The sequence below is a fragment of the Microbacterium sp. gxy059 genome (genome assembly GCF_050958665.1).
Lineage (GTDB): Bacteria > Actinomycetota > Actinomycetes > Actinomycetales > Microbacteriaceae > Microbacterium.
This window is the reverse complement of sequence record NZ_JAMXWT010000005.1, coordinates 1-15,214: the sequence shown is the minus strand read 5'-3', so window position 1 is coordinate 15,214 and position 15,214 is coordinate 1. Positions and strand designations below refer to the sequence as shown.

Sequence of the window (15,214 nt, the reverse complement as noted above, 5' to 3'; positions counted from 1 at the left end):
GGCTGCTGCTTCCCCTAGAAATCGAAGTCCGACGTGAACGAGCGCTTGAGCAGGTACTGAGCCCGCTGGTAGACGCGCCACTGTGTGGTGTTAGGTATCTGCTCTTCGAGTCGGAACTCCACCGTACGGTTGTTGAACTCGTTGGCGTCCTGGCTGAGCAGCATCCGTGCGCTCTGGTAGCGGTCACGCTTGTCGTCGGAGGGCTGGTCGAAGATCAGCTCGGGCTGGTTCGAGATCAGGGTCTCGCCGACGTAGATGCCCGCGCGCAGGGTGCGCGGCTGGACCTTCTCGCTCACTGGCTCGGACTGGAAGAGCTTCACGACGAGTTGCCCGGTGGTGATCTTGTCGGTCTCGGGCAGCACCTCGACGTTGACGGGCCGGGTGTCGCTCTTGCGCTTCTTGTTGACCGTGACGACCGGCACCACGACCTCCTGGAGCGACGCGCCACCGTGGACGAAGCGTGAGCCAGCACCCGGCAGCTTGAGGCGGTGGATTGACTTGGGAATCTGTACCTCAAGGTCGCTACTGAGACCCACCTGTTCGGGCTCAAACGTCCGGAAGGCCGGATCGCCCTTGAGGCCCCGCCCGAGCACGTATCGACGGTTGGTGACCACCAGGTCGTCGCCCTGCGGCTTGGTCGAGAGGTACGAGGCGTCGGCTAGTGCGGTGTCCTGGAAGAGGAAACCGTGGTCGGCGGTCACGAGGATGTTCGTAGCGTTCGCGTTGGTCAGCCGCTTGATCAGGTCCACCAGGTCGCGCAGCGCGTCGTTGGCGGCCTCGAACACCTGCCGCTCGGTGGTCGCCTTGTCGCCGATTGCGTCGATCCGGTCGTGGTAGACGTACAGCACCTGGTGTGCACCGTAGAGTTCGCGCAGCTCACCGCGCGGCATCGACAACACTTCCTCGGCCCGGATCGCGAACCCACCCACTGGAGCCAAGACCTTGTTGCGGTTCGCAGTTCCGTCGGAACGCTGGCCGTCAACGAGCACGGGATCGCCACCATGGGAGTGGGCCAGGGTCTTGTGTGGCAGCAGGGCCGCCATACCGAGCTGGGTGTAGCTCGGCAGCACACCTAGCATCGCGTCGAGTTCCGCGTCGAAGCGGTCTTCCTGCCGGATGCGTGCGCGCAGTTCATCGGCGATCTCGTAGCGCAGCGCGTCGGAGATGATGACGACGGCCTTCCGGTTGCCCTTGCGGATGATCGGCTCAACGTGATCGGTGAAGAACCTGGTCTGCGGTCGCAGCGTCACGGATCGCCAGTTCTGCACAGCGTCGACCTGCTGCTGCCAGGAGTTGCCTAGCTCATACAGGTAGCGGTTCGCATAGTGCTTCTCCACCTCGACGCGGAGAGCTTCCAGCGGTCCTGCATACTCGGTGGTGCGAGCTGCGAAGTGGAACTGTCGATAGAGCTGGTCGATGCGGAACCACTGCTTGCGGTAGCGGTCCAGCCCTTCGTCGAAAGACGTTATCGCGAACCGCGCGGTTGAGAGTTCGCTCAATAGGTCCGAGGCGGCACCGAGCGCCGTGTACAACTCCCGGTATCCATCCACCCAGATGCTGCTCTGGCGAGCGCGGATCGTCTCTGAGACCTCCCGCGCGTTCATCGTCCGTTCCCCAACTGCCTGGGCGAGCAGACTGATGACCTTTCGTTCTACGTCCTCGAAGAGGTCATTGCCGACAAGGTCGATGAGTTCGGCATCTTCGATACTGTCCGCGTAGCTCAGGCTCTCTGAGGCTCGGCGCGCCAAGGTCGCGAGGGCGTCGGCGCTGCGCCGGTCATTACGCAGGCTTGCGAAATCGAGCTGGACGTTGCGAAGCTCACCCGGAGTGTCCGATGCGAACCCACTAGCTGCTTGGCGGAACATCCACAGCACGAAGTCGTCGATGCTGGGCTCGCTTGCTTCGTAGCCGTAGATCTTTGCTACACCTGCCCAGTGGAACCCGCCGAGCCCCTGTTCAACCAGAGCCTCGTACTTGCTTGCTTCGCCGCGTGCGTTCTCGATCAGCAGCGTGCGAGTGAGCTCCAGCATGCTGTGCTCACGCTGGCCAACCACGACTGCGCACATCTTGGCGCGCAGCCTGTCTGCGTCATCGTCAGCCGAAAGCACTGACTTGAGGGCCTGTGCTCGCTTAGCGGCTCGGAAGAATTTCTCGTGGTCCCGCAGCACGTCATCGATGCCCGGGCTGTCGAGCCCAAGGTCCTGTCGCACGAGTGCCGTGCGGTCCGCGGTGAACACGCCATAGGCCAGTTCCAGGTCGAGCAGCCAGTTACCGGTGCCGACGGGCACACCACCGGCGCGATAGATGAGAAAGTTGGCCTTCGGTTCGTCATGAAGTACGCGGTTCTTGACCGCGTACTCGTTGTTCTCCACACGCAACGTCGTGACTTCGCCTAGGTCGAGAGCATCGAGCTCGGCGGCATACTCGCCCTCTGCGTCATGCCAGAACACGAGCCGTTGCGACTCGAATCGCTGCTGAAGATGTGGAAGGACCGCGCTGAGTGAGTTCATGACACGCCTATCCTGCTCGCATCGACCCCTCGCAGTGGCCGCGCTCATTGCATTCTCCGTCTATGTGCTCGAAGAGTTGAACGCCGACGTGGATTTCGTAGCGCCTCCAACCCCGTGTGGAGTCCCTCGATGCCATCGCGAAGAGTCTCGATCTCTGTGGCCACTTGCTGGACCTTGTTGGCAATGTCCTTTTGCGCTGCGGTCTGCTGCTTGAATTGGTTCCAGTTCTTGTTGTCGTAGTCGGTATCAGCCAATGCGTCGTTCCACTGGGCGAGATCGAGCACCATGCGCTCGCCATTGCCGAAATTGGCACCGCGAGGATCGCGATACGTGCACTCCACCTCGTAACGTTTTGGAACCGCATCTGACGTCCAGTAGTCGGGCGCGCGGCCAACGAACTGGCGAATGGATCGCCCAGGCGCGAGGAAAGGAATCTCTCCGTCAACAAGCTTGCGCTTCAGGACGGCTGTGCCCTCAGGCTTCAAACCAACTGGCTCCGTATCCCAGCTGAAGCGGACGTCGTGAGCCGGAGTCTTGCCAATATTTGTGACTTCGATCATCAGCAGCACCGAGCGGAATGCGAAGTCGACGATCACATATGGGCGACTCTGCTCTCGCTGGGTCTCATGATGAGCTGAGAGCTGGGCGAGCGCGACGGCTGCCGCCACAGCAGCAATGAGGAACGTAAAGAATGTCCAGATTGCCTGCCAGTCGGAGCCATCAGGCCACGGCCAATTGAGTAGCTTTCCCGCGAGCCAAGTGCCGACAAAGAGAACGGAGAGAATTCCTAGGCCCCAAGCAGCCCCTCGCCGCTGGAACCACGGGCGAGTGTGTTTCGAAGGCTTACTCATCGGCGGCCTCCAACCCAGTGATCTTCTTGAGGGCCGGGTAGAACCTCGGGTAGTTCACCTTCACCCCGTCGTCGAGGTCGATGGCGATCTGCTGCGACGCCAGCGGGTAGAGCACGTCGTGCTCATACTCACCCAGCTCCAGCAGCACCTTGCGCAGCCGCTCGGCTTCCTTCAGCGCTGCGGCCTTCTCACGTGGGGTGCCATCCCCGGCGGCGAGACGCTCCTGGTGCTGAAGGTTCGCCTCCAGCTTCGACTCAAACTCCCGCAGGTACTCGTTCAGGACCGTCGAGACCGTGGACGGCGCGTAGCGATGCATGTAGATCAACGCATTGAACGAACCCTTCGGGCTGGAGAACAGCCAGTAGATCGGGCGCTTCTTGTAACGCTTCACATGATCGTCGTAGAACCTAGACCGCCCGGCGCGGCTAACGAAGTACTCCCGCAGAGCCTTGACGCCGAGCGACTCCTCAACGAACCGCAGATTCTCCTCGAAGTACTCCTCGCCGAACGCCGCCCGTAGGAACTGGCGGAACCGCGCCACAATGTCGTCCTCGAACCAGTCACCATCAACGATCGGTAGAACGTTGTCTGCATCAGGCGCGAACGTCGGCTGTGGCACTTTGGCGAGGTAGTCCTGTAGCGTCGCGCCCTGGTCAGCAAGGATCAGGCCGGGTTCATCGAGGCTATAGCGACCGAACATGCAGCCGACCGCGTAGGAGACCAGATCTTTGGCAAGGGTCGACTCCCAGGCCTTCCCGCGTGCCTCCAGCGCCAGGTCCTTGTGTGCGAAGTCGGGGTTACGTGCCAGCGTGACGTCCTCCAGCGCCAGCGGACCCTCCCGACCCGGATCTCCTAGGGCACCGCCCACGAGACGATTCAAGGCGCCCTCCGTGGCAGCAACGTGGGAGCTGCGCGCTCGCCAGTACTCCTCCGCTGCGCGCACCCACCCCCTCAGCGACCGACTTGTTGGCCCCATGGCGTCAAGGAGAGAGCGGAACTGCCAGGATGTCTCGTTCGACGCATCGTCGTCGGCGGCTGCGGCCACGAGCTCGTCCACTAGACCATGCGCGTTGGTCGGAAGGTCGGGGAGCGGCATTCGAGCGATATCCCCGGGGTTTGCATTCAGTGTGGGGTTGAGGTGACTCATGAGCTGCGCAGCCGCGGGCGAGTTCAACACGGCGATGGCGGTCTTCAGTCTTGGCTCGTCGGTGAAGAGCGCGTTGGAGGCCGAGCTGAACAGCGAACCTCGCGGAAGCACTCGGAAAGCGAGTCGACCTGATGTTATCGATGTCCAACTGACGCCCTGATCGAACACGAATTCCAAGTTCAGGTTCACCGCCCGCAGTCGGCTGCCGTCCGGAGTGCGCTCCGAGCGGAGCCGCGCGCCGTCATCAGCCCAATCGACGACTTCTGAAAGGTGGCCATACCACTTGCGGAAGTCACCGCCATTCGCGTAGGGAAACCACTTCTTGCCGGACCGCAGCGCTTCCTCGCGCGTGAGTCCCAGACCGACCCGGCGATGCGAGACCTCCCACCACTCGCGGACGAATACCGCGTTCAGGCCGGTGGCCATGCCTTTGCGCGTAGTAGCCACATCGCCCAGCCGCCGGCTGCCGGCGAGTATGGCTAGCGTGTCGTCGCTCGCGCGGTAGGCCAGTGGTCTGCCAGGGATCTGCAGGAATGCAGTTGCGTCGCGCACGAACTCGATCTCCGGGCGCTCGCCGCGGCTCACCGCCCGCATGACCTCGGACATTCGAGCATCACCGGAGCCCTCAGCGAGCAGTGATACGTAGTGTCCGCTCGCCCGCGGAGTCGGGGTCATCGCGAGGACAAACGCGCATAGCTGCACCGTGGCCCCGGTGAACCCCGCCAGCGGGAGTTCAACCAGGCACACCAGCTTCGAACGCAACAGGCTACTGGATCTGACGGCCGCATGGGACTTCAGATACATCCAGACATTTGGTGTCACCATCCCGACGAAGCCACCGGTCGGGACAAACCCCCGCACACGTTGCATGAACGCCGAGAACAGGTCAGCCTTGGTTTCAGGGAATCGTTCCTCGAGAAAACCTAGCAGTCCCCGTGCCATCTTGCCGCTCCCCATATACGGAGGGTTTGCAATCACGGTGCTGTACTTCCGGGAAAGCCACGTGGCCTGCTCCAGGACGCGACTAGCCCGCGCGACAAGCTCCGCCAAGAGGATGTCCGCGTCGGCATTCAGCGTGGCGATGTGGCTTTCCAGGCGGCTGCGCAAGCTAGGGTCGGGCTGGACAAGGGCGCCGAATGTCTCCGCCAGCTCGAATTGGTTCCAGAATTCTGCTTCCGCGTCCCGTCCGGGCCGCAAAGTGCCCAGGGCCTCCAGCTCCTCGGGCGTGAAGAAGACCGGCTGGATCACACCGATGCTTGGCGCGACCTGCTTAGACAGGAAAGTGCGCTGCTTGTTGCGTGCCTTCATCGTCAATGCAAACGCTGCGAGCGCGCCTGCTCGCGGGTCAATCTCGGTGCCGTGCAGGTTTCGGGTGAGGATTAGCTCGGGGATCTCCGACGGCGCGTAGCCTTCCTCTTCGTAAATTGCGTAGAGCAAGTCAAACGCGTAGGTGAGCATGTGTCCGGAGCCGCAGGCCGGGTCGATGACCGTCAGTTCTTCGGGGCTGGTGATCTTGAGGAAATCGCTCTCGTCATCGACTGAGGCGATGTAGTAGTCCATCTGATCGACAAGTCGGGACGAGGGATGGTTCAGCATCCAGAGCCGACCGACGGAGTTCTCGACGAGGTAGCGGACGATCCAGTGCGGGGTGAAGAGCTGGGTGGCGGCAGGAATCTCGGCGGCGCCTGCCTTCTTGCCCTTCTTGAATCCGGCGAAGATCTCCTCCTTCCGCTCCGAGATGTAGAACTGGTACAGCCATCCGATTACTTCGACTTCGCGGCAGACCTCTTCGGTGAGAGCCGCGATTGCCCGCGTGAGGATGGAGTCTGCTGCGAGGAGGTTCGCGGGGATGAGGAGTTCGGTGTAGTCACCTTCGCGCTCGAACATGAACGGCATCGAGCGGTTCCAGTAACGGCAGTACTCGGCAAGCAGGAGCGTGTAGGCCTCGCCCTGGGCGTCTGCGCTGGGGCGGGTTCCGTCGAGGAGTCCGGTGATCGCGTCGAGGGTGCGCTTGTTGGTGATGACGGCGGGGTCGATGCTGCCGCGCTTGGCGTCAGCGAGTATCTCGGGTTGTCCGACTTGCTGGCCGTGCGCGGGTGAGACGACGCCGATGCCGGTGTAGCCGTTGGCGTCCATGAAACGGAGCGCGATGATGCGGTTGAACCAGGTGTAGGCGACCTTGTCGGCGATCGCGTCCTTGCCCTTGGCGCGGCCTCCGGCGGCTGCGATATCGCGTTCGAGCATGGCGACTGCGCGCTGGTTCTCGACCCGTTCCGCTGAGGAGGGGGCGAGTACTGCGGTCAGCCGGGCGCTGACCTGGGTGATGAGTTCGCGCCTGGCCCAGGTAGCGAAGCTCTTCAGCGGTGCGGTTTCCATGGGTGGGGTCTCCTACAGCGCGATGCGCTTGTCGTCGTTGAGGGCCTGGAGCAGCGCGGTGCGGAGCGCATCGAGGTAGCGGTCTACGTCGTCTTCGGTCTCCAGTACGCCGTGGATGCCTGTGGTGCTGATGCTCTTGACCGAGACGGTCTGCTTCACAGGAACCGGCGAGACCGCCGTGTCGTCATTGCGAGGACGGGGGTTCTCGGCGAGTTGGTCGAGGATGGCCGGGTAGGTGTGTTCCTCGAAGGAGTTGGCGATCTCGCGGACGACGGCGATCTGGCTCTCACGGCCGATCCTGTCGAGGATCGCGTTGACTTTCTCGGTCGCGTTGCGTATGGCGTCGTCAGTGGCATCGAGGTAGATCGTGCTGGTCTGGAGGGGCGCCCAACGTGAGTCGATCTCTAGAAGTGCTCCGTCGCGGTTCGCGACAAGCGCCTCGTCGATGCGCGCCTCAAGTTCAACTGCGGCGGCTTTCAGCTTGGTCATCCGGTTACCACGGAAGGCTTGCGGGTCTGCGAGGAGTCCGGCCACCTCTTGGCTGCTCCCAGATGGCAGATAGTTGAGGTTATTGGCGTTGGTCGTGAGGAGTTCGCTTGCCTCGTCGTAAATCTTGCGCTGGGCGCCGCCGAGGAAGGCTTGGATGGGGTCGATGATGTCTGTCTTCGCGTCAAGGAGATCGTCGGCGGCGGCGAAGTCGGTCAGGTACCAGTCATCGGGCTTGCCCACGACAGAATCCAGCAGTGCGATCGGAGCTTCGAGCTGAGTCACGAAGGGGTACTTGGAGCCGCTGACTCGCGCCTTGAGTTCTTCACTCTTGGCGCGGAGGCGCTCGCTTGTGTGCCGGGCCAGTTCGAGCGGGTCTTTCAGCACGGCGGGTTCATCGAAGAAGTCCGTGCAGAAGGCCCGAAGCGTGGCGACCTTGCGCTGGTCGAAGGTCTTCTGAGGTGCGACGACGGCGTGGGAGTGCTTCTGTGTGTTGCGCAGTGCTGCCGCGATTTCGCTGCGCTTGAGGATATTCGAGTCCACCGTCAGAGTGATCTTCGAGGTGCCGACGAGCCAGGCGACGACGCACTCGATGGAGGCGAGGTCCCAGCCGTAGGGCTTGGCCTGGAAGTGATCGACGATCTTCTTGACGGTGATCTGCTCCCCGAGACGGTCGCGCTGCAGGACGTACGACAGCACCTCATCTGCCGGGGCCGCGAGCGCGTGCATTGAGGAGTCGTCAATCATGGCGGCCTGGTCGGGGTTCGCGAACCCGGCAACCTGCTGCTCGCTGTAAGTGCGTCCACCGAGCAGGCTGAGATGCGTGTAGGTACGCGCGATGAGGTCTTGGAACCCCTCGGTGACCCGTGTGACTGCTTCCTGCGACCCGGATGTGAGGTCTGCGGCGTTGATCACGAGATCGGCTCGCCCGACGGCGCGGCGGATTCGCTCAACGAGCTCCTTCTCGCGCTGCGAGTTCTGAGTCGCCTTGGCGCGCAGAATCTGCTCCTCGACCGGCGAGAGTGAACTGGTCTGCTTGCGCTTGGTGTACTTCTCGGTCTTGATCAGCAGCCGCAGGTCGGCCAGCACCCGGTCGTCCGGGGCGAGAACCACGCGCAGTTCGTCCTTGCCCGCCGAGTGCATGCGAATCTCCTCGGGCCCGTAGGGGTACTCGGGAGTGACGAAGTGCAGCGAGAGCTCGCGCTGCTGACCGAACGCTTGGTCGTCGAGCTTGTACCCGAATGGGAAGTCTTGCCCGTTCTTCGCGTACCGGAGCTTGGAAGTCTTGACCACATCGCCGGAGAGAATCTTGTTCAGCCGGGTGGAGACCTCAGATGAGTCGATCTCGACGTTCTTGATCTCTTCCTCGATCACCTGCTCTTCGTTGGTCAGGTACTCGTATACGTTGCCGTTGCGCTGCACGTACGTCTGGGTCTCCAGGAGCGTGAGCGCGTCCTGAACCTGCTTCGACAACGCGGGCAGGTCGAGTCCGAACCGGTTGTAGACCAGCACGGTCAGGTTGCGCGGGGTGGCCTGGAAACTCTCGACGTACTTCACCAGGAACAGTGCCTTGAGCAGCCGCACGGCGAGCTTGGTGACCGGTGAACCGCTGTCGGGCAGGTCACGCTCGGCGCGGTCGATCGAGCGCTGTGCCGCGGACTTCAAAGACGCGCGGATGCCTGCGAACATGGCGTCGAAGGTGGCCAAAGTGCCGATCTCGACGTTGCCGATGCCCTTGGCGACTTGCTGGACGACGCCGAGCATGGAGCGTTCACCGACGGAGCTGTTGCGGCCTTCGAAGACGTTGTGGTCGGAGATGCCCTCGATCGCGGCTTGAAACAGGGGGAATTGGTAGCTCACGAACGGGTAGGTGCCGACGAAGTGGGTCTCGTCGGTGAAGTTGCGGTAGGTCTTCGCGCCATCGACGAAGTCGAACAGCGTCTTGAAGTTCGCAGACTCCTGCGCGTAGACCGCTTCGAGCACCTGGGTGCCCTTGTCGTTCTTCTCCAGCAGTCGCTTGCGGATGACCTCTTCCACGTCTGCGGAGGTGAGCTTCACTCGGGACTTGAACCGGGCCTGAATCTTCGAGAAGTCGTTGCCCTGCTGCTTGCTGCGGTCGCCGACGACCTTGTCCATGTCTTCCTGCGAGGTTACGAACACCCACGCCCGTCCGCCGCACTTCGTGTTGAGCGACTCGGCGATCGTCTGAAGGTTCAGCATCAGATGCGTGTTGGAGCCGATGAACTGACCGACCTCATCCACGAAGAAGTTCAACCGGTACCCTGCGGGCTGCTTGTCCAGCCAGGTGCGGACCTCGTCGGCAAAGTCCTCGATCGAGACCGAGTAGGTGTCCTGGTAGGTCTTCAAGATGTCGGGTGCGGCAGACGCGTCGAGGCCGGTGATCTGGGCGTAAGCCTCGTTGACCTGCTTGCGCACGGTTGGAAGGCCGAAGCTCGGCCGGCGCTCCATCCACTCCCGGCCCGACACAGCTTGAAATGCGCTCTTGAACGCATCGAGTTGCCCCTCGTCGTCGAGCTGGCGCTCGAAGCGGGCGATGTGACCCTGGTCGCCGTAGTAGCCGCGAGACTCATCAAAGACCTTCACGAACACGCGCAGCAGGGCGTCGGTCTGATCCTTGCTGATCAGGGTGGCCTTCTGATCGATGTTGAACAACAGGCTCGTGGCTGGGATGCGGTCGGCCCTGTCGAGAAGGGGCGGGAGGAAGGCATCCGTCGCCTTGGCGCGGAAGCTCTCCGAGACGCGCTCGCGAGGGAAGTCGTCGCCCTCCACATCGCCGAGGAGGTGCGCGAGCATCTTCAACAGGTGCGACTTGCCGGAGCCGAAGAAGCCAGAAATCCAGACACCGTTCGCGTTGGTGTAGTTCGTGTATGCCTCAAGCAGCAGTTCCAGTCCCTTGGCGGCTTCATTGGTCAGGACATACTCGTCGACCTCGGTGCCCAGGTGTGCAACGTCGTCAGCCTTGATGACGCCCTCGATGGGCCGCTGGACGTCCTTGGCGAAAATCTCGGTGAGGTGCATGACGGTCACGGTTCCTGTTCCAGAATGTTCTTGGCGCGGTAGTACTGGTCGTCCTTCAACCTGCCGAACAGCACGAGCGACGAGCCGAGGGTGTCGGACTGCTCATAGCGGCCGGGGAAGAACATGAGCATCGGTTTGCCCACAACGACGCTCTGCAAGTTGTTCAGGACGTTGTGGGAGCGGATGTAGGGGAACACCTCACCGATCCCGGTGAGGAACACGACGTCGAACCCGCCGTCAGCGAGCCGTTCTCGGATCGCGGGCGCGAGGTGCTGCTGTGGGTTGAGCATGGACTGCAGCATCTCGGTGAACTCCGCCTTGTCGAGGTCGGATTCCACTTCGAGCACCTCGTCCCAGTCGCCGCGCTCTTTGAGTACGTCGACCGACAGGTCATAGAGGTTGATCTCGCGGACCTCGATGCCCTTGCTGGCGAGTCGGTTCTTGACCCGTTTCTTCGCTTTCGCTACGTCGAGGGCGTGCTCGGGCTCGTACGGGTAGATGAAGAACGGGACCTCGTTCGACAGACCCTCCATCTTGAGGAAGCGCTCACCACTGAGCACCGCGAACAGATGCTCTTCCTGGTGAGTGAGTTCGCTCGGTGTCACAGTGCACCTTCCTTGCTGTCTCGGGTTGGGAGGAACCGAACGTCGCTCGGTGTCTGGGTGTCGAGCGCCTCGCGGACGCGCTCGGACAGGGCGGCGTGGACGATCGCGCCGTTGGCGAGCAGCCCCGCTTCCGTCAGCATTCGGAACACCGTCGATCGGAGCTTCTGCACCGTGGAGTCCTTCACCTCAGCGAGTTCCGGGTGCCAGAGCGTCTTCCCATGTACGAAGCTGTCGAAGTCCCCGTAGCCGAGCACTGGAGTGAGCAGGAGGAACCGCTCCCGCACGACCTCCTCGGCGAAGTCGCCGATGAGTGCATAGTGGCGACAAGCCGCCACCCACATCAGGTGACCGCGCTCGCTCGGGCTCGTATCTCTCAGCAACTCCAACTCGTCGTCGGTGAGTGCAGCCAGGCGCTGCGCCACCTCGCGTGCCAGCCGGAACCCGGACGAGCTGGTTCGCGCCTGGAGCAGGTTCTCTGTGCGGAGCCGCTCTCGGACGATTCCCCAGTCACGAGCTTCAAGGTAGAGAGGCGCAGCGATCACCGCTTCTCGGGTCAGGAGGGCGCCACTCGTGAACGACAGCGCGTAGCGGTCCTGATGTTGGGAGATGTCATTCATCTGGTGCCTCCTTCCGGTTTTGGGCAGTGGATCAGGATATGGGATACCACCGACAAAGTGTCAGCAGCGGCTCAAATCGAGCGGAAAGATCACCCTGGCGGCGCTGGGTCAGCGTCGGCGGCTGCGCCGCCTCGGCGCACCCAGTCGTCGATCTCGCTTGCCTGGAACTTCCAGAGGCGACCGACCTTGTGGGCGGGCATGGCCTTCTCGGCGATCCAGGTGTAGACGGTGTCTTTGGTGATCCCGAGGTGGGCGGCGATGTCGTCTGCGGACAGCCACGGCTCGGCCACGTTGGTCCTCCCTCGCACTCCGTGACCCGGGCGGGCCAACACCCTCCATCGTATCGGGAGTTGTGCCGCTTGAACTGGGTTTGTCCGGGCGTGGCCGAACGAGATAGGTGCCGCGAGTCGAAGTGGTCAGGGTCAAGCGTGCGTACGTAGCCAGGCCGTGACCGCCTACCAGCGGGAGCGCGACGAACTGCTGAGCGAACGGAAGAAGCTGCTCCAAGCGCATTACGCCGGAGCGATCCCGCTCGACCTGCTCGGTGAAGAGCAGGAGCGCATCGCTCGACGCCTCGCGTTCCGAGAAGCCCAGATCGAGGCCGGAGACGTTGAGTACGAGCAAGCCCAAGCCCACATCGACGACTGCCTCGCGCTCGCGGGTGACTGCAACGCCATCTAAATGAGCATCGACGACTCACTGCGGCGCATCGCCAACCAAGCTTTCTTCGACAAGCTCATCGTGCTGCCCGAAGACGGCATCGTCGGAGAGGCAGGAGAACCGTTCAACGCGTTCTTCAACCCCGAAGTCCAGACCCGCGCCATCCACTACAAGGAGCGGACGGCGGAATCTGGACCTCAAACCGCTGATGTCGGCGGTTTGAACAACGACGCTCTGGTGGGCCCTGCCGGGATCGAACCGACGACATCCACGGTGTAAACGTGGCGCTCTGCCAGCTGAGCTAAAGGCCCTGGCGGATCCATCGTAGCGGCGCGGCGATGCGCGGGAGAACGCGGAGGAGCCGCCCCGTAAGCTGGAGGACATGCACGCGAGCCCCTCCGATCAGCTACTGCTCCTCGACCTCGTCCGGCTGGACGTCGCGCTCGCGCGCGCCGAGGAAGCGCGGAGGAAGCCGCCTCAGGCCGCCAGGGTGCAGGAGCTCATCGCGCTCCGCAACGGGCAGGGGCGCGAGCTCGTCGCCCTCACGAACGCGCTGGACGACGCGAAGGCCGAGCTCGCGCGCGTCGAGAGCGACATCGACGTCGCCCGCAAGCGCCAGCAGCGCGACCGCGACCGCCTCGGTCAGACCGCCGTCGCGCGCGACGCGCGCGCCCTCGAGAGCGAGATCGCGGCGCTGGACGCGCGCATCGACCGGCTCGAGACCACGCAGATCGAGCTGATCGAGAAGGTGGAGCAGGCCCAGGAGGCGTTCGACGCGCAGAAGCGGCTGCTCGACGAGACGACCGCGGAGGGCCGCGAGGTCAGCCAGGCGGGCAGGACCGCCGTCGAGAAGGCGGCCGCCGAGGCGGATCAGATCGTGCGCGACCGCGAGGCGACCGCCGCCCGCGTCCCGCAGCCGCTCCTCGACGAGTACGCGCGCATCGCCGCCCGAGGCACGGCCGCCGGCCTGTTCCAGCACGGCACCTGCGGCGCCTGCCACATGGCGCTCGCGCCCACCGACCTCGCCGAGCTGCGCAAGGCGGCGGAGGACGCCGTCGTGCACTGCCCCGAGTGCGGCGCGATCGTCGTGCGCACCTCGGAGTCCGGCCTGTGAGCGCGCGTCGGCTCATCGTCGAGGCCGACGGCGGATCCCGCGGCAACCCCGGCACGGCGGCCGGAGGCGCGATCGTCGTCGACCCCGACTCGGGCGAGGTGATCGTCGAGCTCGGCGTCTACGTGGGCGTCGCCACCAACAACGTCGCCGAGTACAACGGCATGCTCGCAGGCATCGAGGCCGCGCTCGGCTACGGCGCCGATGCGCTGCACGTGCGCATGGACTCGAAGCTCGTCGTCGAGCAGATGTCCGGGCGCTGGAAGATCAAGCACCCCGACATGAAGAAGCTCGCCGACCGGGCGCGCGAGGTCATCGGATCCGTGCCGACGACGTTCGAATGGATCCCGCGCGCGGAGAACGCCGCGGCGGATCGGCTGGCGAACGAGTCGATGGATCAGCGCCAGAGCTTCCGCCGCGACCTGGGGGAGCCGTCGCCCGGCGCGCCCGAGGCGCGGGATCCCTCCGCGGACACGCTGTTCTGAGCGGAGCGCGCGTAGACTCGTCCGTGCGAATGGGTCGGCTGGACGGTCGCGTCGCGCGAGAGCGCGCCGAGGAACGTCCGGGCTCCGCAGGGCAGGGCGGTGGGTAACACCCACCCGGAGTGATCCGCGAGAAAGTGCAGCAGAAAGCAGACCGCCGGCCTCGGCCGGTAAGGGTGAAACGGTGGTGTAAGAGACCACCAGGGGCCGTGGCGACACGGCTCGCTGGGTAAACCTCGCCCGGAGCAAGACCAACAGGGGATGTCGACGCGGCCCGCCGAGTCCCCGGGTAGGTTGCTGGAGCGGCACGGCAACGTGTCGCCGAGAGAGATGGCCGTCCACGGGGATCCGTCCCCCGGACAGAACCCGGCGTACAGGCCGGCCCATTCGCTTCAGACCGCCGCGCAGACGGCGAACGCCCGGCCGCCGTGCGACCGGGCGTTCTGCGTAGGCAGGGCGCGTCAGCCGAGCGCGAGGCTCGCGGCGCCGATGATGCCCGCGTTGTTGCGGTGCTGCGCCGTGACGATCGGCGCGCGCGACGTGATGAGGGGCAGGAACTTGTCGGGGTTCTTCGACACCCCGCCGCCCACGATGATGAGGTCGGGGGAGAAGAGGAACTCGACGTGCGCGTAGAACTCCTGCAGGCGCGCGGCCCACTCGCTCCACGAGATGTCGTCGCGCTCGCGCGCCGAGGCCGATGCCCACTTCTCGATGTCGGTGCCGCGCCAGATGAGGTGGCCCAGCTCGGTGTTCGGCACGAGCTTGCCGTCGAACAGGAACGCCGAGCCGATGCCCGTTCCGAGGGTCGTGACGATGGAGAGGCCCGGCTGCCCCTTCGCGACGCCGAACTCGAGCTCCGCGAGGCCCGCCGCGTCGGCGTCGTTGACGAAGTGGATCTCGTGCTCGAGCGTCGCGCTGAACAGCTTGTCGGCCTCGAGGCCGATCCACTCGTCGGAGATGTTCGCGGCCGACAGCGTCACGCCGTTCTTCACGATCGCGGGGAAGCACACGCCGATCGGAAGACCCTCGGCCGCGTCGCCGAGCAGGCCGACGAGGTCCTTCGCGGTCGAGAGGACGTCCGGGGGCGTCGCGCCCTCGGGGGTCGGGATGCGAACTCGATCGCTGATGAGCTCGCCTGCGGCGAGATCGACGATGCCGGCCTTCATGCCGGTGCCGCCGATGTCGATGCCGATTGCGTGATCCGCTGTCTGCGCCATGCGCACCAGCTTAGGGCCCCCGAGGCGGCCGTGGTCGAGATCATCGTCAAGAAGCACGCCCGCGTGCGCTACACGACGATCCAGAACTGGTCGACCAACGTCTACAACCTCGT

General features: G+C 64.0%; 11 protein-coding genes, 1 tRNA gene, 1 other RNA gene and 1 pseudogene. 5 read left to right on the top strand and 9 right to left on the bottom strand.

Annotated elements, in window-relative coordinates; all coding sequences use genetic code 11:
* Nucleotides 1-14: 14 nt before the first annotated feature.
* The 7 genes from pglZ to NHL53_RS04590 all read right to left on the bottom strand — a co-directional run bounded on the left by pglZ (nt 15) and on the right by NHL53_RS04590 (nt 11,921).
* Entirely contained in the window at nt 15-2,510 is a 2,496-nt protein-coding gene (gene pglZ, locus NHL53_RS04620; RefSeq protein ID WP_433775621.1) for a BREX-1 system phosphatase PglZ type A, read from the bottom strand.
* Nucleotides 2,511-2,554: 44 nt separating this feature from the next.
* Nucleotides 2,555-3,361, bottom strand: coding sequence for a hypothetical protein (locus NHL53_RS04615; RefSeq protein ID WP_433775619.1), 807 nt, complete (start codon nt 3,359-3,361; stop codon nt 2,555-2,557).
* Entirely contained in the window at nt 3,354-6,884 is a 3,531-nt protein-coding gene (pglX, locus tag NHL53_RS04610) for a BREX-1 system adenine-specific DNA-methyltransferase PglX (protein ID WP_433775617.1), read from the bottom strand. Before pglX ends, NHL53_RS04615 begins: the two co-directional genes overlap by 8 nt.
* A 12-nt stretch (nt 6,885-6,896) precedes the next feature.
* Nucleotides 6,897-10,409, bottom strand: coding sequence for a BREX system P-loop protein BrxC (gene brxC, locus NHL53_RS04605; RefSeq protein WP_433775770.1), 3,513 nt, complete (start codon nt 10,407-10,409; stop codon nt 6,897-6,899).
* Between the two features lie 5 nt (nt 10,410-10,414).
* On the bottom strand, nt 10,415-11,014 hold the full coding sequence (locus NHL53_RS04600) for a DUF1788 domain-containing protein (RefSeq protein WP_433775616.1): 600 nt from the start codon (nt 11,012-11,014) through the stop codon (nt 10,415-10,417).
* Entirely contained in the window at nt 11,011-11,631 is a 621-nt protein-coding gene (locus tag NHL53_RS04595; RefSeq protein WP_433775614.1) for a DUF1819 family protein, read from the bottom strand. The genes NHL53_RS04600 and NHL53_RS04595 overlap by 4 nt, the downstream gene beginning before the upstream one ends.
* A gap of 89 nt (nt 11,632-11,720) precedes the next feature.
* Nucleotides 11,721-11,921, bottom strand: a complete 201-nt coding sequence (locus NHL53_RS04590) for a helix-turn-helix domain-containing protein (RefSeq protein WP_433775612.1) — start codon at nt 11,919-11,921, stop codon at nt 11,721-11,723.
* 157 nt (nt 11,922-12,078) lie between these two features.
* Between NHL53_RS04590 and NHL53_RS04585 the strand changes: the two genes are divergently transcribed.
* Nucleotides 12,079-12,312 (top strand): hypothetical protein, encoded by a 234-nt coding sequence (locus NHL53_RS04585; protein WP_433775610.1) that lies wholly within the window; start codon nt 12,079-12,081, stop codon nt 12,310-12,312.
* Nucleotides 12,313-12,526: 214 nt separating this feature from the next.
* On the opposite strand, the gene NHL53_RS04580 is transcribed toward NHL53_RS04585, so the two are convergent.
* Nucleotides 12,527-12,602: transfer RNA gene (locus NHL53_RS04580), tRNA-Val, on the bottom strand.
* Between the two features lie 71 nt (nt 12,603-12,673).
* Between NHL53_RS04580 and NHL53_RS04575 the strand changes: the two genes are divergently transcribed.
* From NHL53_RS04575 to rnpB, 3 genes are all read left to right on the top strand, one after another.
* On the top strand, nt 12,674-13,405 hold the full coding sequence (locus tag NHL53_RS04575) for a zinc ribbon domain-containing protein (RefSeq protein ID WP_433775609.1): 732 nt from the start codon (nt 12,674-12,676) through the stop codon (nt 13,403-13,405).
* Nucleotides 13,402-13,887 carry a reverse transcriptase-like protein gene (locus NHL53_RS04570; protein WP_433775607.1) on the top strand — a complete coding sequence of 162 codons (486 nt, stop codon included), beginning with the start codon at nt 13,402-13,404 and terminating at the stop codon, nt 13,885-13,887. Before NHL53_RS04575 ends, NHL53_RS04570 begins: the two co-directional genes overlap by 4 nt.
* 30 nt (nt 13,888-13,917) lie before the next feature.
* An RNA gene (gene rnpB, locus NHL53_RS04565) (RNase P RNA component class A) lies at nt 13,918-14,274 on the top strand.
* A gap of 71 nt (nt 14,275-14,345) precedes the next feature.
* On the opposite strand, the gene ppgK is transcribed toward rnpB, so the two are convergent.
* On the bottom strand, nt 14,346-15,101 hold the full coding sequence (gene ppgK, locus NHL53_RS04560) for a polyphosphate--glucose phosphotransferase (RefSeq protein WP_433775605.1): 756 nt from the start codon (nt 15,099-15,101) through the stop codon (nt 14,346-14,348).
* 24 nt (nt 15,102-15,125) lie between these two features.
* Here ppgK and NHL53_RS04555 point away from each other — a divergent pair.
* A pseudogene (locus NHL53_RS04555) lies at nt 15,126-15,214 on the top strand (SufD family Fe-S cluster assembly protein); the annotation flags it as partial.